24 protein-coding genes and 1 pseudogene are annotated in these 26,967 nt (G+C 72.5%); 16 read left to right on the forward strand and 9 right to left on the reverse strand.

From position 1 onward, the window contains the following. Window positions 1-232 precede the first annotated feature (232 nt). Window positions 233-940, forward strand: coding sequence for an LAETG motif-containing sortase-dependent surface protein (locus ABTY15_RS07085; protein WP_350577358.1), 708 nt, complete (start codon window positions 233-235; stop codon window positions 938-940). A gap of 73 nt (window positions 941-1,013) precedes the next feature. Here ABTY15_RS07085 and ABTY15_RS07090 read toward each other — a convergent pair whose 3' ends face one another. Next, window positions 1,014-1,733 (reverse strand): ABC transporter permease, encoded by a 720-nt coding sequence (locus tag ABTY15_RS07090; protein WP_350577750.1) that lies wholly within the window; start codon window positions 1,731-1,733, stop codon window positions 1,014-1,016. A 77-nt stretch (window positions 1,734-1,810) separates the two neighbouring features. Further along, on the reverse strand, window positions 1,811-2,737 hold the full coding sequence (locus ABTY15_RS07095) for an ABC transporter ATP-binding protein (protein ID WP_350577361.1): 927 nt from the start codon (window positions 2,735-2,737) through the stop codon (window positions 1,811-1,813). A 200-nt stretch (window positions 2,738-2,937) separates the two neighbouring features. Here ABTY15_RS07095 and ABTY15_RS07100 point away from each other — a divergent pair, with 200 nt between their 5' ends. The 9 genes from ABTY15_RS07100 (at window position 2,938) to ABTY15_RS07140 (ending at window position 10,500) form a co-directional block, all read left to right on the forward strand. Next, window positions 2,938-3,780: a helix-turn-helix transcriptional regulator gene (locus tag ABTY15_RS07100; protein WP_350577364.1), complete on the forward strand. Its 843-nt coding sequence runs from the start codon at window positions 2,938-2,940 to the stop codon at window positions 3,778-3,780. Window positions 3,781-3,789: 9 nt separating this feature from the next. After that, window positions 3,790-5,205 carry a Fe-S cluster assembly protein SufB gene (gene sufB, locus ABTY15_RS07105; protein ID WP_350577372.1) on the forward strand — a complete coding sequence of 472 codons (1,416 nt, stop codon included), beginning with the start codon at window positions 3,790-3,792 and terminating at the stop codon, window positions 5,203-5,205. 57 nt (window positions 5,206-5,262) lie between these two features. Further along, complete coding sequence (sufD, locus tag ABTY15_RS07110; protein WP_350577374.1) at window positions 5,263-6,492, forward strand: Fe-S cluster assembly protein SufD; 1,230 nt, start codon at window positions 5,263-5,265, stop codon at window positions 6,490-6,492. Between the two features lie 5 nt (window positions 6,493-6,497). After that, a complete protein-coding gene (locus tag ABTY15_RS07115; RefSeq protein ID WP_350577376.1) occupies window positions 6,498-6,815 on the forward strand; it encodes a bifunctional 3-phenylpropionate/cinnamic acid dioxygenase ferredoxin subunit in 318 nt (105 codons plus the stop codon). Window positions 6,816-6,821: 6 nt separating this feature from the next. Further along, complete coding sequence (sufC, locus tag ABTY15_RS07120) at window positions 6,822-7,586, forward strand: Fe-S cluster assembly ATPase SufC (RefSeq protein ID WP_350577379.1); 765 nt, start codon at window positions 6,822-6,824, stop codon at window positions 7,584-7,586. Then, window positions 7,583-8,845 (forward strand): cysteine desulfurase, encoded by a 1,263-nt coding sequence (locus ABTY15_RS07125; RefSeq protein WP_350577381.1) that lies wholly within the window; start codon window positions 7,583-7,585, stop codon window positions 8,843-8,845. Before sufC ends, ABTY15_RS07125 begins: the two co-directional genes overlap by 4 nt. A gap of 19 nt (window positions 8,846-8,864) precedes the next feature. Beyond that, window positions 8,865-9,320 carry a Fe-S cluster assembly sulfur transfer protein SufU gene (gene sufU / locus ABTY15_RS07130; RefSeq protein WP_350577384.1) on the forward strand — a complete coding sequence of 152 codons (456 nt, stop codon included), beginning with the start codon at window positions 8,865-8,867 and terminating at the stop codon, window positions 9,318-9,320. A 20-nt stretch (window positions 9,321-9,340) separates the two neighbouring features. Continuing rightward, on the forward strand, window positions 9,341-9,718 hold the full coding sequence (locus ABTY15_RS07135; RefSeq protein ID WP_350577387.1) for a metal-sulfur cluster assembly factor: 378 nt from the start codon (window positions 9,341-9,343) through the stop codon (window positions 9,716-9,718). Window positions 9,719-9,843: 125 nt separating this feature from the next. Next, window positions 9,844-10,500, forward strand: coding sequence for a Uma2 family endonuclease (locus ABTY15_RS07140; RefSeq protein WP_350577390.1), 657 nt, complete (start codon window positions 9,844-9,846; stop codon window positions 10,498-10,500). A 63-nt stretch (window positions 10,501-10,563) separates the two neighbouring features. Here ABTY15_RS07140 and ABTY15_RS07145 read toward each other — a convergent pair whose 3' ends face one another. Next, window positions 10,564-11,895 (reverse strand): MFS transporter, encoded by a 1,332-nt coding sequence (locus tag ABTY15_RS07145; RefSeq protein ID WP_350577393.1) that lies wholly within the window; start codon window positions 11,893-11,895, stop codon window positions 10,564-10,566. Between the two features lie 314 nt (window positions 11,896-12,209). Here ABTY15_RS07145 and ABTY15_RS07150 point away from each other — a divergent pair, with 314 nt between their 5' ends. Continuing rightward, window positions 12,210-13,829 (forward strand): hypothetical protein, encoded by a 1,620-nt coding sequence (locus ABTY15_RS07150; RefSeq protein WP_350577396.1) that lies wholly within the window; start codon window positions 12,210-12,212, stop codon window positions 13,827-13,829. A 22-nt stretch (window positions 13,830-13,851) separates the two neighbouring features. Here the strand turns inward: ABTY15_RS07150 and ABTY15_RS07155 are convergent, their stop codons facing one another. Next, entirely contained in the window at window positions 13,852-14,295 is a 444-nt protein-coding gene (locus ABTY15_RS07155) for a VOC family protein (protein WP_350577397.1), read from the reverse strand. Window positions 14,296-14,444: 149 nt separating this feature from the next. Here ABTY15_RS07155 and ABTY15_RS07160 point away from each other — a divergent pair, with 149 nt between their 5' ends. Together ABTY15_RS07160 and ABTY15_RS07165 are read left to right on the forward strand one after the other, a co-directional pair. Then, window positions 14,445-15,644 carry a hypothetical protein gene (locus ABTY15_RS07160; RefSeq protein ID WP_350577400.1) on the forward strand — a complete coding sequence of 400 codons (1,200 nt, stop codon included), beginning with the start codon at window positions 14,445-14,447 and terminating at the stop codon, window positions 15,642-15,644. Window positions 15,645-15,904: 260 nt separating this feature from the next. After that, window positions 15,905-17,386: an alkaline phosphatase PhoX gene (locus ABTY15_RS07165; RefSeq protein ID WP_350577403.1), complete on the forward strand. Its 1,482-nt coding sequence runs from the start codon at window positions 15,905-15,907 to the stop codon at window positions 17,384-17,386. Window positions 17,387-17,413: 27 nt separating this feature from the next. Here ABTY15_RS07165 and ABTY15_RS07170 read toward each other — a convergent pair whose 3' ends face one another. Further along, window positions 17,414-19,015: a PucR family transcriptional regulator gene (locus ABTY15_RS07170; RefSeq protein ID WP_350577406.1), complete on the reverse strand. Its 1,602-nt coding sequence runs from the start codon at window positions 19,013-19,015 to the stop codon at window positions 17,414-17,416. A gap of 300 nt (window positions 19,016-19,315) precedes the next feature. Between ABTY15_RS07170 and pruA the strand changes: the two genes are divergently transcribed. Beyond that, entirely contained in the window at window positions 19,316-20,944 is a 1,629-nt protein-coding gene (pruA, locus tag ABTY15_RS07175; protein ID WP_350577408.1) for an L-glutamate gamma-semialdehyde dehydrogenase, read from the forward strand. 113 nt (window positions 20,945-21,057) lie between these two features. Beyond that, a complete protein-coding gene (locus ABTY15_RS07180; RefSeq protein ID WP_350577410.1) occupies window positions 21,058-21,987 on the forward strand; it encodes a proline dehydrogenase family protein in 930 nt (309 codons plus the stop codon). Window positions 21,988-22,053: 66 nt separating this feature from the next. Here ABTY15_RS07180 and ABTY15_RS07185 read toward each other — a convergent pair. After that, window positions 22,054-22,618: pseudogene (locus ABTY15_RS07185) on the reverse strand (Uma2 family endonuclease). A gap of 153 nt (window positions 22,619-22,771) precedes the next feature. Here ABTY15_RS07185 and ABTY15_RS07190 point away from each other — a divergent pair. Then, window positions 22,772-23,464, forward strand: a complete 693-nt coding sequence (locus ABTY15_RS07190; protein ID WP_350577412.1) for an RraA family protein — start codon at window positions 22,772-22,774, stop codon at window positions 23,462-23,464. 5 nt (window positions 23,465-23,469) lie between these two features. Here ABTY15_RS07190 and ABTY15_RS07195 read toward each other — a convergent pair whose 3' ends face one another. The 3 genes from ABTY15_RS07195 to ABTY15_RS07205 form a co-directional block, all read right to left on the reverse strand. After that, window positions 23,470-23,958 carry a GNAT family N-acetyltransferase gene (locus ABTY15_RS07195; protein ID WP_350577415.1) on the reverse strand — a complete coding sequence of 163 codons (489 nt, stop codon included), beginning with the start codon at window positions 23,956-23,958 and terminating at the stop codon, window positions 23,470-23,472. Between the two features lie 68 nt (window positions 23,959-24,026). Beyond that, on the reverse strand, window positions 24,027-25,307 hold the full coding sequence (locus tag ABTY15_RS07200) for a TerD family protein (RefSeq protein ID WP_350577753.1): 1,281 nt from the start codon (window positions 25,305-25,307) through the stop codon (window positions 24,027-24,029). Window positions 25,308-25,479: 172 nt separating this feature from the next. Continuing rightward, the gene (locus ABTY15_RS07205; protein WP_350577417.1) at window positions 25,480-26,904 is read right to left on the reverse strand and encodes a hypothetical protein; all 1,425 of its coding nucleotides are present in this window, start codon (window positions 26,902-26,904) and stop codon (window positions 25,480-25,482) included. Window positions 26,905-26,967: the final 63 nt, after the last annotated feature.

The raw sequence follows: 26,967 nt of genomic DNA on the forward strand, positions 1-26,967 counted from the left end.
GAAGTTCATGACGAGAACCGTTCAAGTTCGCCGATTCCGTGTCGTGCGAGGTGGCGGCTGTGATGGGCTGGTCATGCACATCCGGATGCGGACGGACAGATGAAATCCGGTCGCACGGTGGGGTGTGGAGAGGTGCGGGAGTGCCGGTAGAGTCCCCCGGACAGTCGTAGCGGGCCCCCGCGAACCACTCAACACGCCTGCTGCACAGGACCGTTCGGAGGGGAACAGCGAAATGGCGCGACAGCGGCGGCACGTGGGGATCGGAGCGGCGGCACTGGCCGGCACGGCGGCGGCAGGTCTCCTGCTGCCCCTGGCCCTGGCCACCAACGCCTCGGCGCACGTGCCGACTTGGACGGTGACCTGCGACAAGATCGTGGTCGACCTGATCAACTACAGCGACAAGGCCGACGTGAAGAACACCGTCAGCCTCACCGTCGACGGCGAGAAGCTCGTCGACGGCAAGACCTTCCCGAAGGAGTTCCACCAGACCTTCGCGGTGAAGGACCACACCGCCCCGATCAAGGCTCACCTGGTGGTGAACACCACGGAGACCCCGAGCCAGAAGGGGTGGAGCATCGACGAGACCAAGACCATCGAGCCGTGCCACACGCCGACTCAGACCCCGACCCCCACCCCGACTCAGACCCCGACCCCCACACCGACGCCGACCGTGACGCCGACGACGACGCCCACCCCGGTGCCGACGCCGACCGTGACGCCGACCCCGAGCACCACCCCGACCCCGTCGGCGACCCCCACCCCGAGCCGGACCGCGACCGCGACGCCGACCCCGGCGCCCAGCACCAGCGCCCCGGCCCTCGCCCAGACCGGTAGCAGCGACGCCACCCCGATGATCGCGGCGGTCGGCGGCGGCGTGCTGCTGGTCGGTGGCGCGCTCGTCCTGCTGGCCCGCAAGCGCCGTGGCGGCAGCGAGAGCTGACGCACCGTCGGCACACGTGGAACGGCCCCCGACCGGATCAGCGGTCGGGGGCCGTTCGCGCGCCGGGGAAGGACTACTCCCAGCGGAAGAAGCGGGCGGCCGCGGCCAGCCCGAGGACGGACCAGCCGGCCAGGATGCCGAGGTCCGACCAGGGCACCCCGGCGCCGGTCTGCAGCACCGACCGCAGGCCGTCCGAGAGCGCGGAGATCGGCAGCAGCTCCAGCGCCGACCGCACGGCGGAGGGGAACCTGCTCAGCGGCACGATCACCCCGCCGGCCAGCAGCAGCAGGATGAAGACCAGGTTCGCGCCGGCCAGCGTGGCCTCCGCCTTCAGCGTGCCCGCCATCAGCAGGCCGAGGCCGGAGAAGGCGGCCGTGCCCAGCACCAGCAGGGCGGCGACGGTCAGCGGGTTGCCCTGCGGGGACCAGCCGAGCGCCAGCGCGATCACCGACAGCAGCGCGACCTGGAGCGCCTCGGTGACCAGCACGCAGCCGGTCTTGGCGGTCAGCAGCGTCCAGCGCGGGAGCGGACTGGCGCCGAGCCGCTTCAGCACGCCGTAGCGGCGCTCGAACCCGGTGGCGATGGCCTGCCCGGTGAAGGCGGTGGACATCACGGCCAGCGCCAGCAGGCCGGGGGCCAGGAAGTCGACCCGCTTGCCGGGCCCCTCCACCGCGACGATGTCCACGGCGGAGAACAGCACCAGCAGCACGGTCGGGATGACCACGGTGAGCAGCAGCTGCTCGCCGTTGCGCAGCAGCATCCTGGTCTCGAAGGCGGTCTGGGCCAGCAGCATCCGGCCGACCGGTGCGGCGCCCGGCCGGGGGGAGTAGTCGGTGGACACGGCGCTGATGGTTCCCTCAGTTCGTTCGCTCACGAGCGCAGATCCCGTCCGGTCAGGTCGAGGAAGACGTCTTCGAGGCTGCGGCGCTGGACGGACAGCCGCTCGGGGAGGACGCCGGAGGCCGCGCACCAGCCGGTGACGGTGGCCAGCAGCTGCGGGTCGACGGGCGCCTCGATCCGGTAGCCGCCGGGGACGGTCTCGACGGCGGTGGCGCCCTCGGGCAGCTCCTTGAGCAGCGGGCCGAGGTCCAGGCCGGGCGGGCCGTCGAAGCGCAGGGCGTTCTCGGCGCCGCCGCGGCACAGCTCCTCGGGGCTGCCGGTGGCGATGACCTTGCCGCGGTCGACGACGGCGACCTGGTCGGCGAGCTGCTCCGCCTCGTCCATGTGGTGGGTGGTGACGACCACGGTGACGCCGTCCCGGCGCAGGTCGCGGACCAGCTCCCAGGTGGCGCGGCGGGCCTGCGGGTCGAGGCCGGCGGTGGGCTCGTCCAGGAAGACCAGTTCGGGGCGGCCGACCACGGCCATGGCCAGCGCGAGCCGCTGCTGCTGGCCGCCGGACAGCCGCCGGTAGGTGGTGCGGCCGCAGGAGCCGAGGCCGAGGCGCTCGACCAGTGCGTCGACGTCCAGCGGGTGGGCGTGCAGCTTCGCGGTGTGGCGCAGCATCTCGACGGCGCGGGCGCCCGCGTAGACCCCGCCGGACTGGAGCATCACGCCGATCCGGGGGCGCAGTGCGGCGTTCTGGGTGACCGGGTCGAGGCCGAGGACGCGGACGGTGCCGGCGTCGGGGTGGCGGTAGCCCTCGCAGGTCTCGATGGTGGTGGTCTTGCCGGCGCCGTTGGGGCCGAGGACGGCGGTGATCGCGCCGCGCGCGATGGTGAGGTCGAGGCCGTCCACCGCGGGCTTGTCGCCGTAGCGCTTGACCAGCCCGGCGATCTGGACCGCGGGTTCGGAGTGCATACCGGCGAGTGTAAGAGGGCCGAACGCGCGCGCCGGACACCGGCCTTGGTGATCGTTTCCGCAGGCCGGGCAGGGGGCCGGGCACGGGGCCGGGCAGGGGATCAGGTAAGGCTTGCCTGCGTGACAGATGACACGGGTGAGGCCTGGATCACGGCTTGTCCTGTCGGAAGTAATTACGCAACACTGGTGTTGTGAAAAACATGCGCGAGCACACCACGCAGCAGGAGGCCGAGTCGGCCCCCGGCTGCGACGTGCCCGCGACGGCGACCGAGGTGCTGCTGGAGGGCCACCGCGCCACCCGCGACCGGGTCGCCCGGTCGATCCTGGACCACGGCCCCTCCTCCGCCGCCGACCTGGCGAGCCGGCTGGGGCTCACCGCCGCCGCCGTCCGTCGCCACCTCGACGGGCTGGCCGCCACCGGCCTGGTCGAGTCCCGCGAACAGCGGGTCTACGGCAGCCGCGGCCGGGGCCGTCCGGCCAAGGTCTTCGCCCTCACCGAATCCGGCCGGGACGCCTTCTACCAGGCGTACGACCAGCTCGCGGCCGACGCGCTGCGCTGGATCTCCGACGCGGTGGGCGGCGGCAAGGCGGGCGAGGAGGCGGTCGCCGCCTTCGCCCGGGCCCGGTTCGGCCGGCAGGGCGAGCGGTACCAGGAGGCGTTGCGGCTGGCCGGGGCGGAGGAGCGCACCGAGGCGCTCGCCCAGGCGCTGAGCGCCGACGGGTACGCTGCCACGGTGCGGCGGGTCCCGTCGGCCGCGGCCAAGGCCCCGGCGGGCGCCCAGCTCTGCCAGCACCACTGCCCGGTCGCGCACATCGCCGAGCAGTTCCCGCAGCTCTGCGAGGCGGAGACCGAGGTCTTCTCCCGCCTCCTGGGCACCCATGTGCAACGGCTGGCCACCATCGCCCACGGCGACGGGGTCTGCACCACCTATGTGCCGGCACCCGGTGCCGCATCGTCGCCCGCCCGGGGTTCCGCGGGTCACGGCTCCGATGCAGTGCCGACTGCCGGTACGTCCACCGAAGATTCAGCGTCCGCGCGTTAGGAAGCTCGCATGACTGACACCGTTTCGCACCCCGAGCTCGAGGGCCTGGGCAATTACGAGTACGGCTGGGCCGACCCGGACACCGCCGGTGCCGAGGCCAAGCGCGGGCTCAGCGAGGAGGTCGTGCGCGACATCTCCGCGAAGAAGAACGAGTCCGAGTGGATGCTGAACCTGCGTCTCAAGGGCCTGAAGCTCTTCGGCAAGAAGCCCATGCCGACCTGGGGCTCGGACCTCACCGGCATCGACTTCGACAACATCAAGTACTTCGTCCGCTCCACCGAGAAGCAGGCCGAGTCCTGGGAGGACCTGCCCGCGGACATCAAGGCCACCTACGACAAGCTGGGCATCCCGGAGGCGGAGAAGCAGCGCCTGGTCGCCGGTGTCGCCGCCCAGTACGAGTCCGAGGTCGTCTACCACCAGATCCGCGAGGACCTGGAGGAGCAGGGCGTCATCTTCCTGGACACCGACACCGCGCTGCGCGAGCACCCGGAGCTGTTCAAGGAGTACTTCGGCACCGTCATCCCGGCCGGCGACAACAAGTTCGCCGCGCTGAACACGGCCGTGTGGTCCGGCGGCTCGTTCATCTACGTGCCGAAGGGCGTGCACGTGGACATCCCGCTCCAGGCCTACTTCCGGATCAACACCGAGAACATGGGCCAGTTCGAGCGGACGCTGATCATCGTCGACGAGGACGCCTACGTCCACTACGTCGAGGGCTGCACCGCGCCGATCTACTCCTCCGACTCGCTGCACTCCGCGGTCGTGGAGATCATCGTCAAGAAGGGCGGCCGCTGCCGCTACACGACCATCCAGAACTGGTCGAACAACGTCTACAACCTGGTCACCAAGCGCGCCGTGGCGTACGAGGGCGCGACCATGGAGTGGGTCGACGGCAACATCGGTTCCAAGGTCACCATGAAGTACCCGGCCGTCTACCTGATGGGCGAGCACGCCAAGGGCGAGACCCTGTCGATCGCCTTCGCGGGCGAGGGCCAGCACCAGGACGCCGGCGCCAAGATGGTGCACATGGCGCCGAACACCTCCTCGCACATCGTCTCCAAGTCGGTGGCGCGCGGCGGCGGCCGGACCTCCTACCGCGGTCTGATCGAGATCGGCGAGGGCTCGCACGGCGCCAAGTCCAACGTGCTGTGCGACGCGCTGCTGGTCGACACCATCTCCCGCTCGGACACCTACCCGTACGTGGACGTCCGCGAGGACGACGTGTCCATGGGCCACGAGGCGACCGTCTCCAAGGTCAGCGAGGACCAGCTGTTCTACCTGATGAGCCGCGGCCTGACCGAGACCGAGGCGATGGCGATGATCGTCCGCGGCTTCGTCGAGCCGATCGCGCGTGAGCTGCCGATGGAGTACGCGCTGGAGCTCAACCGGCTGATCGAGCTGCAGATGGAGGGCGCGGTCGGCTGACCCCCGACCGCCACCGCCGTCCACTGATTTCCGAGGAAGAGAGCACTACGAACAGCCATGGCTGAGCAGAACACCACCGGCTCCACCACCGCCGGTTCGATCGAGGTCGGCACCGCCGGCGCGGGCGCGCAGCTCGCCGGCCCCGGCACCGGCCGTGCCACGGTCCAGCAGCCGATCGACGCGCGCGTCGCGGTCAAGCCGTCCTTCGACGTGAACGACTTCCCGGTGCCGACCGGCCGCGAGGAGGACTGGCGGTTCACCCCGCTGCACCGCCTCGGCGGGCTGCACGACGGCACCGCCGCCGCCGCGGACAAGGGTGGGTCCAAGATCGAGTTCACGCTGCCGGACGGCGTCACCGCCGAGACCGTCGGCCGTGACGACGCCCGCCTGGGCAAGGCCGGCACGCCGGTCGACCGGGTCGCCGCGCAGGCGTTCAGCGCCTTCGATGAGGCGCTCGTGGTCACCGTCCCCAAGGACGCGGTGCTCACCGAGCCGGTCAAGATCGACGTGCACGGCGAGGGCGGGGTCCGCTTCGGCCACGTGGTGATCGACGTCAAGCCGTTCGCCGAGGCCGTCGTGGTGCTCAACCACACGGGCACCGGCACCCGGGCCGCCAACGTCGAGCTGCTGGTCGGCGACGGTGCCAAGCTCACCTTCGTCTCCGTCCAGGACTGGGACCGCGACGCCGTCCACGTCGCCCAGCACAACGCGCTGGTCGGCCGGGACGCCTCGTACAAGTCCGTCGTGGTCACCTTCGGCGGCGACCTGGTCCGGCTCCACCCGCGGGTGAACTACGCCGGCCCCGGCGGCGAGGCCGAGCTGTTCGGCCTGTACTTCGCCGACGCCGGCCAGCACCTGGAGCACCGCCTGGTCATCGACCACGACACGCCGCACTGCCGGTCGAACGTGGCGTACAAGGGCGCCCTCCAGGGCCAGGACGCGCACGCGGTCTGGGTCGGCGACGTGCTGATCCGCGCCGCCGCGCTCGGCACCGACACCTACGAGCTCAACCGGAACCTGGTGCTCACCGACGGCGCCCGGGTCGACTCGATCCCCAACCTGGAGATCGAGACCGGCGAGATCGTCGGCGCCGGCCACGCCTCCGCGACCGGCCGCTTCGACGACGAGCAGCTGTTCTACCTCCAGGCCCGCGGCATCCCCGCCGACGAGGCCCGCCGCCTGGTGGTGCGCGGCTTCTTCGCCGAGCTGCTCCAGCAGATCGGCGTGGCCGAGGTCCAGGACCAGCTCATGGAGAAGATCGAGGCCGAGCTGGAAGCGGCGGTCTGAACTCGATGACGTATCTCCGTGCCTGCGCGATGAGCGACCTCCAGGAGGACGTGCCCAAGCGCGTGGACCTCAACGGCGTGCCGGTCTCCATCGTCCGCACCGACGAGGGGGTGTTCGCGATCAACGACACCTGCTCGCACGCGAACGTCTCGCTCTCCGAGGGTGAGGTCGAGGACTGCATGATCGAGTGCTGGCTGCACGGCTCCAGCTTCGACCTGCGCACCGGCAAGCCCTCCGGCCTGCCCGCCACCAAGCCGGTCGCTGTCTACCCCGTAAAGATCGAAGGGGACGATGTGCTCGTCTCCGTCAACCAGGAGTCCTGAGTACACATGGCAACCCTTGAAATCCGCGACCTGCACGTCTCCGTCGAGGCCGAGACCGGCCCGCGCGAGATCCTGAAGGGCGTCGACCTGACCGTGAAGCAGGGCGAGACCCACGCCATCATGGGTCCGAACGGCTCCGGCAAGTCCACCCTGGCCTACTCGCTGGCCGGTCACCCGAAGTACACCGTCACCGGCGGCTCGGTGCTGCTGGACGGCGAGGACGTCCTGGAGATGTCCGTCGACGAGCGCGCCAAGGCCGGTGTCTTCCTGGCCATGCAGTACCCGGTCGAGGTCCCGGGCGTCTCGGTCTCCAACTTCCTGCGCACCGCCGCCACCGCCGTCCGCGGCGAGGCCCCGAAGCTGCGGCTGTGGGTGAAGGAGGTCAAGGAGGCGATGGCCGCCCTCCAGATGGACCCGGCCTTCGCCGAGCGCAACGTCAACGAGGGCTTCTCCGGCGGTGAGAAGAAGCGCCACGAGATCCTCCAGCTGGAGCTCCTCAAGCCGAAGATCGCGATCCTCGACGAGACCGACTCCGGCCTCGACGTCGACGCGCTGCGGATCGTCTCCGAGGGCATCAACCGGGTCCGCTCGACCGGCGAGGTCGGCACCCTGCTGGTGACCCACTACACCCGCATCCTGCGGTACATCAAGCCCGACTACGTCCACGTCTTCGCGGGCGGCCGCATCGTCGAGTCCGGCGGTGCCGAGCTGGCCGACAAGCTGGAGGAAGAGGGCTACGAGTCGTACGTGAAGGGTGGCGCGTCCGAGTGACCCATACCCCGCTGTCGGGCCTGCTCGACACCGATGCGATCCGCAAGGACTTCCCGGTCCTCCAGCGGCTGCTGCACGACGACAAGCCGCTGGTCTACCTGGACAACGCGGCCACCTCGCAGAAGCCGCGCCAGGTGCTGGAGGCCCTCACCGCCTACTACGAGCGGCACAACGCCAACGTCCACCGCGGCGTGCACGTGCTCGCCGAGGAGGCCACGGCGCTGTACGAGGGCGCCCGCGACAAGGTCGCGGCCTTCGTCAACGCGCCGAGCCGCAACGAGGTGATCTTCACCAAGAACGCCTCCGAGTCGCTCAACCTCGTGGCCAACATGCTCGGTTGGGCCGACGAGCCGTACCGGGTGGACGCGGACTCCGAGATCGTCATCACGGAGATGGAGCACCACTCCAACATCGTCCCGTGGCAGCTGCTGTCGCAGCGCACCGGCGCGAAGCTGAAGTGGTTCGGCCTGACCGACGAGGGCCGGCTCGACCTGTCGAACATCGACGAGCTGATCACCGAGAAGACCAAGGTGGTCTCCTTCACCCTGGTCTCCAACCTGCTCGGCACGGTGAACCCGGTCGAGACGATCGTGCGCAAGGCCCAGTCGGTCGGCGCGCTCGTCGTGATCGACGCCTCGCAGGCCGCCCCGCACATGGTGCTGGACGTCCAGGCGCTGGAGGCCGACTTCGTCGCCTTCACCGGCCACAAGATGCTGGCCCCGACCGGCATCGGCGTGCTCTGGGGCCGTCAGGAGCTGCTGGAGGATCTCCCGCCGTTCCTCGGCGGCGGCGAGATGATCGAGACCGTCACCATGGGCTCGTCCACCTACGCCCCGGCGCCGCACAAGTTCGAGGCCGGCACCCCGCCGATCGCCCAGGCGGTCGGGCTCGGCGCGGCCATCGACTACCTGTCCGGCATCGGCATGGACAAGATCGCCGCGCACGAGCACGCGATCACCGCCTACGCGGTCGAGCGCCTGCTGGAGGTCCCGGACCTGCGGATCATCGGCCCGCGCACGGCCGTGGACCGCGGCGCCGCGATCTCCTTCACGCTCGGTGACATCCACCCGCACGACGTGGGCCAGGTTCTGGACGAGCAGGGCATCGCCGTGCGCGTCGGCCACCACTGCGCGCGGCCGGTCTGCCTGCGGTACGGAATTCCGGCGACCACGCGGGCGTCGTTCTATCTGTACTCGACGCCGGGCGAGGTCGACGCGCTGATCGACGGCCTGCACCACGTCCGGAACTTCTTCGGCTGACGGACGGGGCAGGACGATCATGAAGCTCGACTCGATGTACCAGGACATCATCCTGGACCACTACCGCAACCCCCACGGCAAGGGGCTGCGGGACGGCGACGCCGAGGTGCACCACGTCAACCCGACCTGCGGTGACGAGATCACCCTGCGGGTGCGGCTCGACGGCTCGACGGTCGCGGACGTCTCGTACGAGTCCCAGGGCTGCTCGATCAGCCAGGCCAGCGCCTCGGTGCTGAACGACCTGGTCGTCGGCAAGACCGTCGGCGAGGCGCAGGCCGTCCAGGAGGCCTTCCTGGAGCTGATGCAGAGCAAGGGCCAGGGCGAGGGCGACGAGGAGGTGCTGGAGGACGCGGTCGCGTTCGCCGGCGTCTCCAAGTACCCGGCCCGGGTCAAGTGCGCGCTGCTCAGCTGGATGGCCTGGAAGGACGCCACCGCCAAGGCGCTCGCCCAGCACCCCACCGTGACCGACAACTGAACCGCAGAGGAGGACAGACCATGAGCGACGAAACCACCTCCACTGCGGAGGACGCCGGCCCGATCGGCATCGTCGGCACCACCGCCGGCACCGTCTCCGTCGAGGACCTGACCGAGGCCCTGATGGACGTCGTCGACCCCGAACTGGGCATCGACGTCGTCAACCTGGGCCTCATCTACGGCATCCACATCGACGAGTCCGACGTGGCCACCATCGACATGACGCTCACCTCGGCGGCCTGCCCGCTGACCGACGTCATCGAGGACCAGGCCAAGACCGCCACCGACGGCCTGGTGCAGGACCTGCGCATCAACTGGGTCTGGATGCCGCCGTGGGGCCCCGACAAGATCACCGACGACGGCCGCGACCAGCTCCGCGCGCTGGGCTTCAACGTCTGACGGACGGCGCCATCGTCAACCTGCTGCCGCACAAACCTCTCCTTCGGGGGAAAGGTTTGTGCGGCAGTGGTATATCTGCGAGCGGGCGGCCAAGCTGGTGCCGCGACCTCGGAGGGAGCGAAGTCATGTCGGTAGTTGCGTTCGCGCAGTTGCTTCTGCCTGACTCGCCGTACGCCATGTGGGTCCGGGGCGAGCTGGAGGAGTATCTCCGACTCCCGGCCGACGGCACGCGGGTGGAAGTGGTCGGAGGGGAGATCGTCGTGTCACCGGCGCCGGTAGTTACGCATTCGGTGTTCCTGTCACACATCGAGCGACCGTTCACTCTTGCCTTGGGCTCGGATCCGGATTACCCATGGAGAGCACTTCAAACAATCAACCTGGACTTGGTAGAGATCGGGGACGGCTACATTCCGGACCTTGTCATCGTGGGTTCCGAGGTGGAAGAACGAGCGTTGAGCGGGGAAGTAGCTCATCTCTACCCGCACGACATCGGAATGGTGGTCGAGGTGACCTCCCCGTCCAACGCCCGCTACGACAGGCGTCCCATGTTCGGTCGACAGGTCAAACCCACCAAGTGGAACGGGTACGCGCGCACCGGGGTGCCGTATTACCTGCTTGTGGACCGTGACCCTCGGCAGCCCGGCGTCACCCTGTTCGGCGAGCCGAGCAAGGCCGAGGGGACGTACGAGGTGCTGGGGGAGTGGAAGTTCGGCGAAACCGTCCGGTTGCCGAAGCCCTTTGAGGTCGAGGTCGGCACCGACAAATGGAAGCCTTGGGAGTAGCGACGAAACACGCCGCGGCCCGGGACGAGGAATCGTCCCGGGCCGCGGCGTTTTCGTCGGTGGTCAGGCCTGCCTGGGCTTGCGGGCCACGGCGAGGGCCAGGGCGGTGCAGAGGGCGGCGGCGAGGGTGGCGAAGCCGCTGACGGCGGGGAGCAGGCCGTAGGCCTGGACGAGGGCGCCGACGCCGACGATGGGGAGGGAGCTGCCGAGGTAGACGATGATCCACAGGGAGCTCAGCTCGGAGCCGCGGCGCTCCGGGTTCATCGCGGCGACGGCGGTGGAGAACAGGGAGCGGAAGGCCACGCCCTGACAGGCGCCGCCGAGGACGCTGCCGATGAAGAGCAGGGCGGGGGTGCCGGTGTACTGGGCGGCGACCACCAGGCCCAGGCCGCTGGCGAGGCCGGTCATGCCGAGGGCGATGACCAGGCGGTCGGAGGTCGGCGGGACGAGCAGCTGGGCGATCGCGGACGAGCCGAGCAGCAGGGCGGCCACGACGGCGCCGATCAGGTGGGAGTCGGTGTGCAGCAGCTTGGCGCTGAAGGCCGGGGCCAGGCTCAGGTAGACGCCGAACACCGCGTACGAGATGAAGCCCGCGCAGGAGGCGAGCAGGAACTCGCGACGGCCGCTCACCGGCAGGGCCAGGCGCTGCGGGCGCAGGTGGGCCGGGGTGGTGATGCGCGGCGGGGCGGCCGGCGGGCGGTTGCGGCCGGGCATCCGGGGGTGGACCAGGGCGAGCGGCACGCAGAGCGCCAGCAGCGCGATCGCGTGCAGCAGGAACGGCGTGAGCAGCGGGTCGGAGCCGGTGGACAGCAGGGCGCCGACGATCGGGCCGAGCGCGACGCCGCCCGCGGAACAGGCCAGGGTGAGCTTGGCGGCCAGGGTCGGGTGGTCCGGCAGCAGGTCGCCGAGGGCGGCTCCGGCGGCGCCGGTGGACAGGCCGACCGCGATGCCCTGGACGGCCCGTCCGGCGGCGAGCTGCCAGAAGCTGCCGGCGGTGGCGAACACGACGTCGCCGGCGGCGGCCAGGGCGACGGCGGGCAGGATCATGGCCCGCCGGCCGAGGTGGTCGGACCAGTGCCCGACCACGGCCAGCACCGGGACCAGCGCGAAGATGTAGATCGTGAAGAGGATCGAGGTGTCGACCGGGGTCAGCGACAGGCGCTGCTGGAGCAAGGGGTAGATCGGCGTCGCCAGGTTGGCACCGATCAGCATGAGCAGCAGGGAGGTCGAGACCAGGCCGACGCGCACGCCGCGGATCGCGTTCCAGCGGCTGATCGCGGAGAGCTGGAGCTGGGCGCGCGGCGCGAGCTCCAGGGGAAGCAGGGCCTCCGACAGTCGGCGTCCGTCGAACTGCGCGGTGCGCAGGCCGGAGCCGGCGGGGGAGAGGTCCGCCATGTGAGGGGTCTCCTGTGGCAGGGCACCACCGGGTCGGCGGGGTGTGCCGGCGCTCCCGTCCGGTGGCGCTGTGGTCGCGGCCGCGGTACGGGGCTCCCAGGTGGAGCGGATGAGCTGAGGATTCGGGCTTCGTTGCCCAACGGGCCGCGCGGGGTTGTGCGCGGGCACCAGTTCGAAGGATAAGGGGTGGGCGTACGGTCGCGGCGCGCGCCCCTGGAGGCCGGGCATCGGGGGTGCCCGGCCTATACGCTGAGGTAGTGGATCGGTACGCGGAGCTGATGGGCGGCCCGCCGGCTGAGGGAGAGCGGACAACGATGGCCGGACGACGTCGGAAGAACACCGGGGCTTCGACGGGCGAGGGCGCGGCCGAGCCGGTTCTGCCCGCCGACCTGGAGCTCCAGGACCTCTACGGGGCGTTCGCGGCGCACGGACTGGACGACGAGGACCTGGACGACGCGGCCGTCCTGGTGCCGCCGGTGCGGCTGCCCGCCGAGGAGGAGCTGGCCGCGCAGGCGAAGGCCGTCCCGATGTTCGGGTACGCGCTGGCGCTGGCCCGCTGGGCGGCCCCGCACCGGGCGGTGGACGAGCTCGGCGACCTGGTCGAGGCGGACCGGGCGCCCGCCGCGCGGCTGCTGGGCCTGGCCCCGGCCGAGGGCGAGGTGCCGCAGGAGGCGGAGGTCGAGGCGATGCGGGCCTGGTCGCTGGCCTGCGACCTGGACCTGGTGGAGCTGGGGACGACCGCGGCCGGTGAGCACGTCGCCGTGCCCGGACCGGACCTGGAGCCCGCCGAGCAGGGGGATCCGGAGACCGTCCTGGAGCTGTGGCTGACCGCTGCCGGGATCGTCCGGGAGCTGGCGGTGGAGGCGGACTCGCTGCCGGAGGAGGGGGAGGAGGAGGCCGCCGGGGAGGGCGAGGACGAGGACGCCCTCTCCGAGGTCGAGGAGGCCCGGGACGCCGCCGCCGAACTGCTGGACGAGGCCTTGCAGGTGCTCTACGAGACCACGGCCTTCGCCGAGCCGGGCAGCGAGACCGTGCCGCTGGGCGTGCTGGCCGCGCTGCTGGTGGTGCCGGAGGGCGAGGAGCCGAGCGAGGAGCTGCTGGGCGACATCACCGATGTGATGGTCACCCTGGACCCGATGCTGGCCGACCTCGCCGAGCTGGGCCTGCTGGACTACCGGCCGATCGACCCGGAGCTGTTCGACGAGGAGGAGGGCGAGGGCCCCGAGGAGGGCGCCGTCGTCGGCGAGGCGCCGCTGGACGAGGAGGAGTCGGCGCGCTTCGGGCTCGTCCGGCTGACCCCGCTCGGCCAGTACGGCATCCGCCAGTGGCTGCTGGAGGACGGGTACGACGCGCCGCTGGTCGGCGCGTTGGCCCAGGGGGACGCCGCCGAGCTGCTGCGCGGGGTCTGCGAGTCCGCGAACGTGCTGCCGGTGGAGGAGCTGCGGGTCTGGATCGCCGACCGGGAGCCGGTGGCGGCGGCCCGCGAGCTGCTGGAGGCCGCGCGCGGCTCCGACGCGTACGCCCCGATGCGGCGGATGCACTGCGTGAACGCGCTCGACCTGCTGGGGGCGCCCGCCGAGCCGGCCGTCCGGGACGTGCTGGACGACCCGGAGCTGGGCGGCGCGGCGCGGGCCTGGCTGACCGCCCGGGGCGCGGCGGACGTGCCGGCGCCCGAGCGGGCGATGGCGCTGTGGACGGCGGTCGACACCTTCGCCGCCCAGCTGCTGGACAGCGGCGGTGAGGCCGAGCTGCTGCGCGAACTGATGGCGGACCTGCCGGTGGGCAGCGACCCGGCCTCCTACTTCGGCGAGCTCTGGCGGGTCGACCACCCGTACACGGCGGACGTCCTGGAGGCGATCGGGGAGCTGCACCTGGACCGGACGGTGGCCAAGGAGGCGCGCAAGGCAGCCTTCAAGGCGCGGTCCAAGAACTAGCCGCCGACGCTCCTGCGGGCGGCTACGGGAGGTCCAGCGAGCCGTCCGCGGCGAAGGGGAAGAACGGGTTGTGGGCCAGCTCCCACAGGTGGCCGTCCGGATCCTCGAAGTAGCCGGAGTAGCCGCCCCAGCTGGTCGGGACCGGCGGCTTGACCACCACGGCGCCGGCCTCGACCGCCGTCTCCAGCGCGGCGTCCACCAGCGCGGGGGACTCCAGGTTCACCGCGAGGGTGACGCCGCGGAAGGACGGCTCGCCGGTGGCGGGCACGCCCGCGTCGGCGGCCAGCTCCTCGGAGGGGAAGAGGCCGAGCACCGAGTCGGCGGTGCGGAACCAGACGATCTCCGGGCTGGAGGCGGCGGAGCGCCGCCAGCCGAGGCCCTCGTAGAAGCGGGTGCTGCGGTCGAGGTCGGAGACGCCCAGGGTGACGATGCTGATCCGGGCCGGGAAGCTGCTCTCTGCTGTCATGCGGCCAGCGTAGGGAGGGCGGCTGACAACCGCGCGCCCGGACACGGCCGTCTGCCCCGGGTGGCAACCGAGCTGATGACCCGGCAGGTCCCGGGCACGTATGGTGGCGTCACAGGTGCGAGCGGGAGAACTCGGGGGTGCGGCACAGGATGGCGCGGGAGAGCGGCGGCAGGCCCCGGGAGTGGAACGTCGACTGGGCGGGTGACCCGCGCGTGGCGGACCCGCGGGGCCAGGAGGATCGTTTCGCCGATCAGTTCGCCGACCAGGAGGAGTTCTCCCGGCGGATCCTGTCCGCCGCCGACTTCCCGCTGTACGGCGTGACCGCCGGGCCGGCCCGGGGGAGCGAGGCGCTGGCCGCCTTCGAGACCTCCGGCGGTGAACTCCGCTGGGTCGAGGTGCAGTCCGGGGACTGGAGCTCCACGGCCGGCCCGTACGTCACCGTGCGCACCTACCGGCCGGGTGCCGAACACGGCGAGGCCATGCCCGAGCTGGAGGACGTCGTCGAGGACGAGCGGGACCGGCTCTACGAGCAGTTGGGGATCGACGAGGGCGACGGGCCCGGCCGGGTGCGCGCGTTGCGCGAGTGGATCACCGTGGACGGCGAGCCGTACCCGGTGGAGGTGCACGAGGACCGGCCGGTGCTCTGGCCGGGCGAGCCGGCGGCCGTGGCGCCCGGACCGGTCTGGGCCGGGCGGCTGCGGATCGACGGGATGACCGTGACCGTGTGCGCGCGGGGGGTCGCGCCGGGCGGCGTGGAACTCGGCCGGATCGCCGACCACGAGCGGTACCTGCGCGGACGGACCGGGCTGCTGCGCGCGCTGGCCTCCCGGCGGGCCCTGCGGGTGCCGGTCGAGGAGCGCGAACTGGCGCCCGTCACCGGGCTGGAGGCGCACCGGACGCTGATCGGGCAGTGTATCGCCGAGACCGCCGCGATCGAGGCGCAGGTGCGGGCCGGGCGGACGCCCCGGCTGCCGCGCGGGCTGCGCGGGGACGCCTGCGCGATCCGCTGGGAGGCGGCGGTGCGCCAGCAGATGCGGCTCGCCACGGAGACCCGGGACGAGGCGCTGGCGGCGGTCACCTCGATGGTCAACCAGCTCAACCGGCTCTCCCAGCAGACCCAGTGGCTGGTCGGCACGGGGGAGGGCGCGGCGGCGGTCGAGGAGGTCATCCGGTACACGGTGTTCGCCAGCGAGGTGGCGAGCCTGCCGGCGCAGCGGGCCTGGGAGCAGCTGTGGCGGGACGGCGAGCAGGGCGCCGGCGGGGGCCCGCAGGCCTGGGAGGAACAGCGGCTGGCCGAGCAGTTGTGGCTGGCGGCCTGGGAGCAGTGGCGGGCGGCGCGGGCCGGCTGACGGCGGGTGGGGTCGGCTGACGGCGGGTCCGGGCCGGCTGACGGCGGGTCCGGGCCGGCTGAGGGTTGGCTTGCCTTGGCAAAGCGGAGGTCATGTGTCGGTCATCGGTTGGCAAATGGCCGCCTCCGTGTGAGGTCGGCGTCACGCCGGGTTCACCCGTACGGCGGAGTCTGCTGGGCGTCGACGAGTCGATTCGACCCCCGTACGCCACGCACCGGGCCCGCCCCCGGTCGGCGGCCGATCCCTCAGGAGTTGCTGCCATGTCGCTGTCCCGCCGGGACTTCGTCAACCGTTCCACCCTCGTCGGGGCCGGCGTGCTGATCGCCGGCAGCGCCGAGGCGCTGGCCAGCGCCCCGGGCGCGATCGCCGCCCCGGCCGGCGGCGAGCTGCCGGCCCCCGCGACCGCGGACGCCGAGCGCGCCGCGGTCGGCTACGGTCCGCTGGTGAAGGACCGGGCCGGGCTGCTCTCGCTGCCGGAGGGCTTCTCGTACACCGTGCTCAACCGCGCGGGCCAGACCAGGCTGCGCACCGGCGAACCCACCCCGAGCAACCACGACGGCACCTCCGCGTTCGAGGACGAGCACGGCGGCAACCTGCTGGTCACCAACCACGAGCTGCGCGGCGCCCGGGCCAACTGGCCCCACCCGGTGCCGCTGACCGAGGGTCACGTCTACGACCCGGGCGCGGCCGGCGGCTGCACCGTCGTGCACGCCAAGCGGGACGGCTCGGTCGAGCAGTGGGTCGGCATCGCCGGCACCTCCACCAACTGCGCGGGCGGCGTGACCCCGTGGGGCACCTGGCTGTCCGGCGAGGAGACCGAGGACAAGGCCGGCCAGAACGGCATGACCAAGGACCACGGTTACGTCTTCGAGGTCGACCCCTTCGACGACGAGTACAACCAGGACCCGCAGCCGATCAAGGCCTTCGGCCGGTACGCCCACGAGGCCGTCGTGGTCGACCGGAAGCGCGGGCACGTCTACCTGACCGAGGACGCCGGCAACCCCAACGGCCTGCTCTACCGCTGGACCCCGCCGGCCGGCTTCCGGCACGGCCGCCACCAGCTGCGCGCGCTGGCGCCGGACGCCGGCGTGCTGGAGGCCTTCAAGGTCTTCGACGCGCAGGGCAAGTTCGTCGACGACCTCTCCCGCGCGGTCGAGGTCGGCACCGTCTACGGCGTGGACTGGGTGAAGGTCGCCGACCGCGACGCCCGCACCGTCTCGGTCCGCAAGCAGTTCAAGGACGGCGAGGTCACCCGCGCCCGCAAGCTGGAGGGCATGTGGTGGGGTGACGGCGGCTTCTACTTCGTCTCCAGCTTCGCCCGCAAGGAGAGCCCGGTCCAGCACGACGGGCAGGTGTGGTTCTACAGCCCCGTCCGCCGCACCATCACCCTGAAGGTGCTGCTCGGCGTCAACACCGACGTGCTGGGCGACCACGACAACTACGACGGCCCGGACAACATCACCGTCTCGCCCTACGGCGGCGTGGTCATCGCCGAGGACGGCGAGGGCGTGCAGCACCTGTTCGGCGCGACCGAGGACGGGCTGGTCTACCCGATCGCGCGCAACGAGCTGAACAACGGCACCGCCGAGAAGCCGGACTACAGCGAGTTCACCGGGGTGACCTTCTCGGACGACGGCAGGACCCTGTTCGCCAACATCCAGGAGCCGGGCATCCAGCTGGCCATCACCGGCCCGTGGCACCGGCTGAACGAGCACAAGCGCGGCCAGGGGTACGGCGAGTGACCTTCGAGCGGTGAGGGCTGCCCGCGGTCACTCGTCCGCGGGCAGCCGCAGTTGCAGCATCGCCAGCAGGCGCTGCTGCGGCTGGGCGAGGTCGATGCCGGTCAACTGCTCGGCCCGGCGCACCCGGTAGCGCAGGGTGTTGGGGTGGATGTGCAGGGCGTCGGCGGCGACCCGGACCTCGCCGAGCGCGTCCAGCCAGGCCAGCACCGACTCGGCGAGCCGGGTGCCGTGCCGGCGGTCGTAGGCGGTGAGCGCGGTCAGCCGGGGGTCGCGCAGCCCGGTGCGCTCCTGGAGCAGCGCCAGCACCTCGCTGACCAGCACCTCGGCCTGCACGTCGATCAGCGCCGCGACGTCGAGGTCCACCCCGCCGCGGCCCATCGCGTCCAGGATGCGGTCCGCCTGGGCGCGGGAGTCCGGCACCTGGGCCAGGCCGTCCACGGTCGAGCCGATCGCGGCGCGCAGCGGCACCCCGAGGTGCTCCCGGGCCGCCTCCACCACCTCGTGCGCCCAGCCGCGCACCGTCGCCATCGGCAGGCCCGGCGGGAGCTCCGGCAGCAGCACGTACACCCGGGACTCGATCGGGGCGAGCAGCGCGGTGCGGTGCCGGGCGGCGGTGTGCACCGAGATCAGGCCGGTGACGTCGGAGCGGTGCAGCGCCTCGGTGGTGTGCGCGCTGTAGGCCAGCACGGTGGCCGGTCGGCGCAGGTCCAGGCCGAGGTGGGTGGCGAGCGACTGCGGGCCGGTGGAGCCCTCCAGCAGGCTGGTCAGCAGGGTCTGGGTGAGCCGGACGTCGGCGGACAACTCCCGGCGGCGGCGAACCAGTTGGGCCGCGGCCACCCGGGCGGCGCCGACCAGGGCCGGCTCGGCCAGCGGGGCGAGCGGCTGCGCGCCCTCCTGCACCCAGATGGTGCCGAGCGGCTGCGCCCCGGCCCGGATGCCGATCGCCAGGCGGCGGCGCAGGCCGAGTTCGGGGTGCGGCTCGACGGCGATCGGGGCGTCCGAGGTCCGCAGGTGCTGGAAGATGCCCCACTCGCGCAGCTTGGACAGGTACGGCTCGGGGCCCTGCCAGCCGAGGATGGAGAGCCGGCGCAGGTCGTCCACCTCGTCCGAGTCGGAGGACCGCGAGTAGGCCAGCACCCGGCTGGAGGTGTCCTCGATCGAGACGATGCCGTTGGTGAGCACGGCGACGGTCTGGGCGAGGGAGAAGAGGTCGCCGGCGTTGTGCTCGGGGGCGCCCGGCGCGTCGCCGGCGTCCGGGCCGGCGATGATCGCGCGGGCGAGCGAGTCGAGGTGCTCCCAGCGGGTCTCGCGGCGCACCGAGAGCAGGGCGACGCCCGCGTCGGTGGCGGCCTCGCGCAGCGCGTCCGCCTGGCCGGGGGCGTCCAGTTTGACCGCGACCGCCGCCGCGCCGGCCCGTCCGGCGGCCCGCAGGGCGGGCAGCGCGGCCCGGCCGCGGGCGCCGATCGCCAGGACGAGTTCGCCGGTGGCGGCGGTCGGCGGGTCCTCCGGGTCGAGGATGGCGACGTCGCGCACCGGGACGTCCAGCCCCTGCGGGGCGGCCTGGAGCTCGACCAGGGGCTCGCCGAGGGACATCAGCAGTTGGCGGAGCGGGAGGCCGGGGGTGGTCATCCGGGCCTCCTTCATGCGTTCGGACAACGCCGTGCGGTTGATTTTAGCCGGGCGGACAGCGCTGGGGGTCCGGACGGACAGTGTCGGGGCCCGGGCGGACCGCGTCGGGGTGGTGTGCGCATCGCCCCAGCGGCCGTGACCGGGCCGTGACCCGCTTCGTCGGGCCGGACAACGCCGTCCGGGGGAATTTAGCCGCCCGGCCAATCAAGTGGGCCCGGGTGCAGGAATAGCGTTCGTGCTGTGGCCGTCGTGCGACCCGCGTCGGCATCCCCCGCATCAACGAAGGAGAGCGTGCGCTCTATGGACGCTGTGACCCAGGTCCCCGCGCCGGTGAACGAGCCGGTCCACAGCTACGCCCCGGGCAGCCCGGAACGGGCCCGTCTGGAGGCCAAGCTGAAGGAGCTGGGCGGCCAGGAGCCGGTCCAGCTGACCATGACGATCAACGGTGAGCGCCGCATGGGCGGCGGCGCCGAGATCCACGTCGTCCAGCCGCACAACCACGCGGCGAGGCTCGGCACCCTGCGCAACGCCACCCAGGCGGACGCGCAGGACGCCATCGACGCTGCCCTGGCCGCGGCCCCGGCCTGGCAGGCGCTCTCCTTCGACTCCCGCGCCGCGATCTTCCTCAAGGCCGCCGACCTGCTGGCCGGCCCGTGGCGCGAGACCCTGGCCGCCGCCACCATGCTCGGCCAGTCCAAGACCGCGCAGCAGGCCGAGATCGACACCCCCTGCGAGCTGGTCGACTTCCTGCGGTTCAACGTCCACTTCGCCCGCCAGATCATGGCCGAGCAGCCGATCTCCTCGGACGGCGTGTGGAACCGCAGCGACCACCGCCCGCTCGAGGGCTTCGTCTACGCCATCACCCCGTTCAACTTCACCGCGATCGCCGGCAACCTGCCGACCGCGCCCGCGCTGATGGGCAACGTGGTGCTGTGGAAGCCGTCCCCCACCCAGCAGTTCTCCGCGCACCTGCTGATGCAGCTGCTGGAGGAGGCCGGTCTGCCCAAGGGCGTCATCAACATGGTGACCGGCGACGGCCTGGACGTCTCCGCCGTGGCGCTCAAGCACCCCGCGCTGGCCGGCATCCACTTCACCGGCTCCACCGCCACCTTCCAGCACCTGTGGCGCTCCGTGGGCGAGAACATCGCCGGCTACCGCACCTACCCGCGGATCGTCGGCGAGACCGGCGGCAAGGACTTCCTGGTCGCCCACCCGTCCGCCGACCCGGCGGTGCTGAAGACCGCGATGACCCGCGGCGCCTTCGAGTTCCAGGGCCAGAAGTGCTCGGCGCTCTCCCGCGCCTACGTCCCGGCCTCGATCTGGGCCGGCCTGAAGGACGAGTTCGCCGCCGAGGTCGAGGGCCTCACCATGGGCGACGTCACCGACCTGGCCAACTTCATGTCCGCCGTCATCGACGAGCGCGCCTTCGCCAAGAACAAGGCCGCCATCGACCGCGCCCAGGCCGACCCGTCCGTCGAGGTCCTGGCCGGCGGCAGCTACGACGACTCGGTCGGCTACTTCGTCCGCCCGACCGTCCTGGTCTGCCAGGACCCGGCCAGCGAGTACTTCAAGGACGAGTACTTCGGCCCGATCCTCGCCGTGTACGTCTACGAGGACGAGAAGTACGACGAGATGCTGGCCCAGATGGAGTCGGTGTCCCCGTACGGCCTGACCGGCTCGATCATCGCCCAGGACCGCGCGGCCGCCCAGGACGCCATGCACAAGCTGCGCTTCGCGGCCGGCAACTTCTACATCAACGACAAGCCGACCGGCGCCGTCGTCGGCCAGCAGCCCTTCGGCGGCGGCCGGGCCTCCGGCACCAACGACAAGGCCGGCGCCAAGCAGAACCTGGCGCGCTGGACCTCGACCCGCTCGGTCAAGGAGACCTTCGTCCCGCCGACGGACTACCGCTACCCGCACATGGGCTGAGTGCCCCACCACGCCCGGCCCCGCAGCCGGGAGCACCCGGGCGGCGGACCCCAACCCCCGGTCCGCCGCCCGTCTTTCTGCCACCCTTAGAAGCACCAGCTCCAGGAGTCACGATGCTCCGTTCCGCCCTTCTCGCGGCCTCCCGGTCGCCGCAGGTCCGCACCGTGGTCGAGAAGTTCCCGCCGACCCACGCCATAGTCGAGCGCTTCGTCGCCGGTGAGGCCCTCGACGACGCCGTCACCGCCTGCGACGACCTGGTCGCCACCGGCCGCAAGGTCACCCTCGACCACCTCGGCGAGGACACCCAGGACGCCGCCCAGGCCGCCGGCACCGCCGAGGCCTACGAGCACCTGCTCAAGGCGCTCAAGGACACCGGCCTCGCGGCCGGCGCCGAGGTGTCCGTCAAGCTGTCGGCCGTCGGCCAGTTCCTCCCGGTGGACGGCGAGAAGATCGCGCTGGAGAACGCCCGCCGCATCTGCGCGGCCGCCGCCGACGCGGGCACCACGGTGACCCTCGACATGGAGGACCACACCACCACCGACTCCACCCTCGCCATCGCGCGCGAGCTGCGGGCCGACTTCCCCTGGCTGGGCGTCGTCCTCCAGGCCTACCTGCGCCGCACCGAGGCCGACTGCCGCGAGTTCTCCGGCGCCGGCTCCCGCGTGCGCCTGTGCAAGGGCGCCTACAAGGAGCCCGAGTCGGTCGCCTTCCAGGGCAAGCACGAGGTCGACCTCGCGTACGTCCGCGCGCTGAAGATCCTGATGGCCGGCGAGGGCTACCCGATGATCGCCTCGCACGACCCCAACATGATCAAGATCGCCGGCCAGCTGGCCGAGTGGAACGGGCGCAAGCGGGACTCCTTCGAGTACCAGATGCTGTACGGCATCCGCCCCGAGGAGCAGCTGCGCCTCGCCGGCGAGGGCAACACCATGCGCGTGTACCTCCCGTACGGCCAGGAGTGGTACGGCTATTTCATGCGCCGCCTCGCCGAGCGCCCGGCCAACCTCACCTTCTTCCTGCGCGCCATGGCCACCCGCGGCTGACGCTCCGGTAGGACGCGAAACGGCCCGCACCCCTTGTGGAAGGGGGGTGCGGGCCGTTTCGCGCGCCTAGGAACGGAGGAAGTACTTGGTGTCCAGCTCGAAGTCGAACGGGGTGGGGAGGGCGAGAGGCTCACCGAAGGCGGCCAGGTGCACCTCGGTGTACTCCTCGCGGTGGGGCTTGCTGAAGAGGCTGACCTGCGATTTCTCGCGGTCGACGAGGAGGTAGAGCGGGATGCCGGCCCGGGCGTAGCAGTGCCGTTTGGTGACGCGGTCCAGGTCGGGCTTGCTGGAGGTGACCTCGGCGACCATGGCGACGCCGTTCGGCTCCATCCAGGGTGGCGCACCACGGAAGACCTGGAGCTCCTTCGGGACGATCGTGGCATCCGGGATGACGTGGTCCGGCGGACAGGATCCATTGCCAACGAGGTGAACCCTTGTTGCCGGACACTTGCATTTCCGTAGCCGATTGGCTGTGGACCTGCTCGATCACGCGGTCGAGAAGGTCTTCGTGGGTCCCGTCCGGAGGGATTGAGACCAGGATCTCGCCGTCGAGGAGTTCGGCTCGAAGGCCTTCCGGTGTGTCCAGGGCGAGGAAGAGTTCGAGGAGGATGGCGTTGTGGGTGGCGTCCATGGGTGGCCCTTGATCGGAGACGGCAGCAGGCTAGGCGAGGTGGGGGGCGTGGCGGCGGCATAGCTGGGGGTGTGTCACCCGATGGTGTGAGTCTGGGCTCGCGCATAGGATCCCGCTGCTGGTGAACTGGGGTGTGATTGGGAGGAGTTGGCCATGCTGAAGGGCTTCGCGGGGCTGTCGACGCCGTTGGTGGCGGATGCGTGTGTGCGGCTCGGGGTGGGGGTGCGGGCGGCGCCGGTGGGGGTGGGGGCCGTGGCGGCCCGCGGGCGGGTCGCGGGGCGGGTGCTGCCGGTGCGGCACTACGGGAGCGTGGACGTGTTCCTGGAGGCGTACGGGGCGGCCCGGGACGGGGACGTGCTGGTGATCGACAACGGTGGGCGGACGGACGAGGCCTGCATCGGGGACCTCGCGGTGCTGGAGGCGCGGGCCGCCGGGGTCGCCGGGATCGTGGTGTGGGGGCTGCACCGGGACACCCCCGAGCTGGTGGAGATCGGGCTGCCGGTGTTCAGCTACGGCGCGCTGCCGCTCGGGCCGCTGCGGCTCGACGAACGCGAGCCGGAGGCGCCGGCGACGGCGCGGTTCGGGCCGCACCTGGTGAGCGCCGAGGACGTGGTGTTCGCCGACGCGGACGGGGTGCTGTTCGTGCCGGGGGACCGGGCCGCGGAGGTGCTGGAGACGGCCGCCGGGATCGCCCGGACCGAGCGCGCCCAGGCCGAGCGGATCGCCGCCGGGGACACGCTGCGCCGGCAGACCGCGTTCGACGACTACCTGGAGCGCCGCGCCGCCGACCCGTCGTACAGCTTCCGGCAGCACCTGCGGCGGGTCGGCGGGGCGATCGAGGAGTAAGTGCCTTACAGCGGCCGGTACATGACGTGCAGGCCGACGTAGCCGTCGACGGGGTGGTGGAAGGCCTCGGGGACGGTGCCGACGATCTCGAAGCCGAGCGACTGGTAGAGCTTCACGGCGTGGTGATTGTTGGCGACCACGGCGTTGAACTGCATGGCCCGGTAACCGGCTCGGCGGGCCCAGTCGAGGGTGTACTCGACCAGGGCCCGCCCGATGCCCTCGCCGTGGTGGGCCGGGTCGACCAGGTAGCTGGCGCTGGCGACGTGCGAGCCGTTGCCCGGGCGGTTGCGGTTCATGGTGGCGGTGCCGAGGATCCGCCCCCCGTCGTCCACCGCGACCACCGTGCGGTCGGGGGCGGAGAGCATCCACCACTCCCGGCCGAGCTCGGCGGACATGTCGAGCGGGTAGGGGAAGGTCTCGCCGGCGGCGATGACGGTGTGGAAGAAGGGCCAGATGGCCGGCCAGTCCTCGGGGACGGCTTCGCGGATCAGCATCCGGTCAGGATGTCGGGCGAACGGCCCCGCCGCCAGGGGTTTTTACGCCCCGGCGGCGGGCAGCCGGGTCAGAGCAGGGCGGCGGCGGGCTCGACCATCGCGCGGGCGGTCTTGGCGTCGACGTACTCGCCGAGGGCCGTCATCACCCACTCGCCGGAGGCCTGGCGGACCAGCTTGCACATCACCACGCCGGTGCGCGGCTCGGAGTGGGTGAGGTCGAAGCGGACCAGCTCCTCCTCGGAGCGGGCGTCCAGCAGCCGGCAGTAGGCGTTCCGGACGTCGGTGAACTTCTGGCCGGAGAAGGAGTTGACGACGAAGACCAGGGCGTGGACCTCGGGCGGCAGACCCTCCAGGTGGACGGTGATCGACTCGTCGTCGCCCTCGCCGCCGCCGGTGAGGTTGTCGCCGGAGTGGGCGACGGCGCCGTTGAAGACGGTCAGCTTCATGAACCAGGCCGTCTCCAGCTTGCGGTGCCCGGCGTCGAAGGCGATGCAGGAGGCGTCCAGGTCGACGCTGCGGCCGCGGTTGGCGGGCTCCCAGCCGAGGGCCATCCGGACCGAGGCGAGGTACGGGCGGCCGTTCTTCACCAGGGAGACCGAGCTGCCCTTGACCAGGCTGACCCGGCCCTTGTCCAGGGTGACCTTGGCGGGGGCCGCGGGGGCGGGCGGCGCGGAGGCGGGCACGGGCTCGGGCGCCGGGGGAGCGGTCTGCGGCGCGGGCGGGGTGGCGGCGAGGGCGATCCGCGGGTCGACCGGGGGCGCCGCGGGGGCCGGGGGCGCGGCCGGGGGTGCGGCGGGGGCCGGCGGGGCCGGGGTCGGGGTCGGGGTCGTCACGGGCGGGGCGGCCGGGGCCGGGCTGTCGTCGACGGTGACGCCGAAGTCGGTGGCGATGCCCGCGAGGCCGTTGGCGTAGCCCTGGCCGACCGCGCGGACCTTCCAGAGCCCGCCGCGCTGGTAGACCTCGACCACGATGAGCGCGGTCTCCCGGCCCAGCTGCGGCGGGGTGAAGGTGACCAGGACCTCGCCGGTGTCGGCGTCCCGCACGGTGGCGGTCGGCTCGATCCCGGCGAAGGTGGACTCCTGGTCGGCGGGGCTGGCGGTGACCACGACCTTGGTGATGTCGGCCGGGACGGCCCGGGTGTCGACGGTGATCGCGTCCGGCGTGCCGGCGGCGGCCGGGCGGTGGCTGACGCCGGGGCCGTGCGGGGCGTTGAAGAAGACGAAGTCGTCGTCCGAGCGGACCTTTCCGGCGTCGGTCAGCAGCAGGCCGGAGACGTCCAGCGCCTTGGGCGCGGTGACCTCGACGGTCACCCGCGCGGCGGTCAGCGGGGCGTTGCCGCCTTGGGTCAGGACGGTGGACACGGACTCCTCCTCGGGTGCGGAACGACGGCCGTACGGGGGCCGTTGGAGCCGCCGGGCCGGGTGCTGCCCACAGTAACGAACGGGGGTGCCGGGATGCGCCCGAACAGCGCTGTGACCTGTCGGATCGTCGGACGAGTGGGCCGCCGGACGGATCGTCGGATCAGCGGGTCGGGGCGGGCTGTGCGGCCCCCAGCTGCGGCTGCGGCTGCGGCTCGGCGTCCGGCTGGGTGGTGACGGTCGGGGTGGTGACGGTCGGGGCGATGACCGGCGGGGCGATGACCGGCCGGGTGGTGGCGGTCGGGGTGAGGGTGGGCGCAGCCTTCGGCGGGAGGCCGGGCGGCTGGGCGTCCGGGGTCTGCGACGCGGCCGGGCCGAAGGAGCCGAGCGCGGCGACGGCCCGGGGGTGGTCGATGCCGAAGGCGGCGGCGCTCCAGCTCTCCGCCGCGGCGGGCTTGCGCGCCGCGAGGGCGGAGCCGGCCGGACCGGAGGGGGCGGCGGGGCCTGCCGGGGCGGCGGCGGCCACCGGACCGGCCGTCGGGCGGGTGCCGAGCACGGTGAAGGTGTAGTGCCCGGGGCGGACGTCGGTGCCCGCCGGGGTGGTGAAGCGGTAGACCAGCGTGCCGCGTTCCTGCTGGGCGGTGACGACGGCGCCGGGCAGGTCGGTCCAGGCGGTGCCGCTGCCGGGGGCCAACTCGCCGGGGGCGAGCCGGAATTCGGTCTGCAACGCGGTCACCGCCTCGGTGACGGTGAGTTCGAGCGCGTGCCGGGTGCCGTCGCGGCCGAGCGGGGTGACCAGGGCGGTGCCGGTCAGGGCCTGGTCGGCGTCCGAAGCGTCCGGGGTGAGGGCGTCGGCCGGGGCGGGCGTACCGGTGTCGTCGGCGCCCGGGACTGCCGCGGCGGGCAGCGGACCGGGGTGGGGCGAGGAGACCGGTCGCGGTCCCGGCGTGTGCGGCACGGTGGGTGACGGGCTCTCGGCGGGCGCGGGGCCCGCCACGCCGTCAGCGGGCGCGCTGCCGGACGCCTCGGTCGCGGTGCCGGGCGGTACGGAGGGGGTGGCGGGCCCGGAGGTGCCGTCGGCGGGGGTCTGGCCGGCGGTCGACGGGGCGTCCGGGGTGCCGGGGCCGCCCGAGGCCTGCGGGGCCGTCGGGTGGGCGGTGCCGGCGCTCGGCGAAGCGGACGCGGACCCGGTGGCCGCGACCGGTGCCGCCCCCGCGGGGTGCGCCGGGGCGTGCGGCCCGCTGGGCCGGCCGGTCACCGGGTGGGCGGCCGGGGTCCGGCCCGCCGGCTGCTCGGCCGCCGGGGTCCGGGCGGTGGCCGCCTCGGACCGGTCGTCCGTGCCGGGGGTGGGTGGCGGGGTGGTGCCGACCCGGGCGACCCCGGCCCGCCGGCCCACGCCCTGCTGCTCGTTGAGCAGGAGGGTGGTGGCGATGCTGATGCCGACGACCGTGGACATCGCCATCGCGGCGCCGGAGAAGCGCAGGGTGGGCAGCCGCAGTCGGCCGCCGAACGGGCGGGGCCGGCCGTGCCGGCCGCGCCGTGCGGGCTCGTGGTGCTCGTCCCGCGCGGTGTCCTCGCGCAGAGCCACCGGACCTTCCCTCCCCGAAGTCGCCGTCCCGGTCGCGGTATTCTCCCACGCGCTGTCGGCGGG

Origin of the sequence: Kitasatospora sp. NPDC097643, assembly GCF_040302625.1 — a bacterium.
Lineage (GTDB): Bacteria > Actinomycetota > Actinomycetes > Streptomycetales > Streptomycetaceae > Kitasatospora.

Excerpts from the sequence above, each read along its gene's own strand:
- ABTY15_RS07085 (WP_350577358.1), top strand. The coding sequence starts at position 233 with ATGGCGCGACAGCGGCGGCACGTGGGGATCGGAGCGGCGGCACTGGCC.
- ABTY15_RS07090 (WP_350577750.1), bottom strand. The coding sequence starts at position 1,733 with ATGCTGCTGGCCCAGACCGCCTTCGAGACCAGGATGCTGCTGCGCAAC.
- ABTY15_RS07095 (WP_350577361.1), bottom strand. The coding sequence starts at position 2,737 with ATGCACTCCGAACCCGCGGTCCAGATCGCCGGGCTGGTCAAGCGCTAC.
- ABTY15_RS07100 (WP_350577364.1), top strand. The coding sequence starts at position 2,938 with ATGCGCGAGCACACCACGCAGCAGGAGGCCGAGTCGGCCCCCGGCTGC.
- sufB (WP_350577372.1), top strand. The coding sequence starts at position 3,790 with ATGACTGACACCGTTTCGCACCCCGAGCTCGAGGGCCTGGGCAATTAC.
- sufD (WP_350577374.1), top strand. The coding sequence starts at position 5,263 with ATGGCTGAGCAGAACACCACCGGCTCCACCACCGCCGGTTCGATCGAG.
- ABTY15_RS07115 (WP_350577376.1), top strand. The coding sequence starts at position 6,498 with ATGACGTATCTCCGTGCCTGCGCGATGAGCGACCTCCAGGAGGACGTG.
- sufC (WP_350577379.1), top strand. The coding sequence starts at position 6,822 with ATGGCAACCCTTGAAATCCGCGACCTGCACGTCTCCGTCGAGGCCGAG.
- sufU (WP_350577384.1), top strand. The coding sequence starts at position 8,865 with ATGAAGCTCGACTCGATGTACCAGGACATCATCCTGGACCACTACCGC.
- ABTY15_RS07135 (WP_350577387.1), top strand. The coding sequence starts at position 9,341 with ATGAGCGACGAAACCACCTCCACTGCGGAGGACGCCGGCCCGATCGGC.
- ABTY15_RS07140 (WP_350577390.1), top strand. The coding sequence starts at position 9,844 with ATGTCGGTAGTTGCGTTCGCGCAGTTGCTTCTGCCTGACTCGCCGTAC.
- ABTY15_RS07145 (WP_350577393.1), bottom strand. The coding sequence starts at position 11,895 with ATGGCGGACCTCTCCCCCGCCGGCTCCGGCCTGCGCACCGCGCAGTTC.
- ABTY15_RS07150 (WP_350577396.1), top strand. The coding sequence starts at position 12,210 with ATGGCCGGACGACGTCGGAAGAACACCGGGGCTTCGACGGGCGAGGGC.
- ABTY15_RS07155 (WP_350577397.1), bottom strand. The coding sequence starts at position 14,295 with ATGACAGCAGAGAGCAGCTTCCCGGCCCGGATCAGCATCGTCACCCTG.
- ABTY15_RS07160 (WP_350577400.1), top strand. The coding sequence starts at position 14,445 with ATGGCGCGGGAGAGCGGCGGCAGGCCCCGGGAGTGGAACGTCGACTGG.
- ABTY15_RS07165 (WP_350577403.1), top strand. The coding sequence starts at position 15,905 with ATGTCGCTGTCCCGCCGGGACTTCGTCAACCGTTCCACCCTCGTCGGG.
- ABTY15_RS07170 (WP_350577406.1), bottom strand. The coding sequence starts at position 19,015 with ATGACCACCCCCGGCCTCCCGCTCCGCCAACTGCTGATGTCCCTCGGC.
- pruA (WP_350577408.1), top strand. The coding sequence starts at position 19,316 with ATGGACGCTGTGACCCAGGTCCCCGCGCCGGTGAACGAGCCGGTCCAC.
- ABTY15_RS07180 (WP_350577410.1), top strand. The coding sequence starts at position 21,058 with ATGCTCCGTTCCGCCCTTCTCGCGGCCTCCCGGTCGCCGCAGGTCCGC.
- ABTY15_RS07190 (WP_350577412.1), top strand. The coding sequence starts at position 22,772 with ATGCTGAAGGGCTTCGCGGGGCTGTCGACGCCGTTGGTGGCGGATGCG.
- ABTY15_RS07195 (WP_350577415.1), bottom strand. The coding sequence starts at position 23,958 with ATGCTGATCCGCGAAGCCGTCCCCGAGGACTGGCCGGCCATCTGGCCC.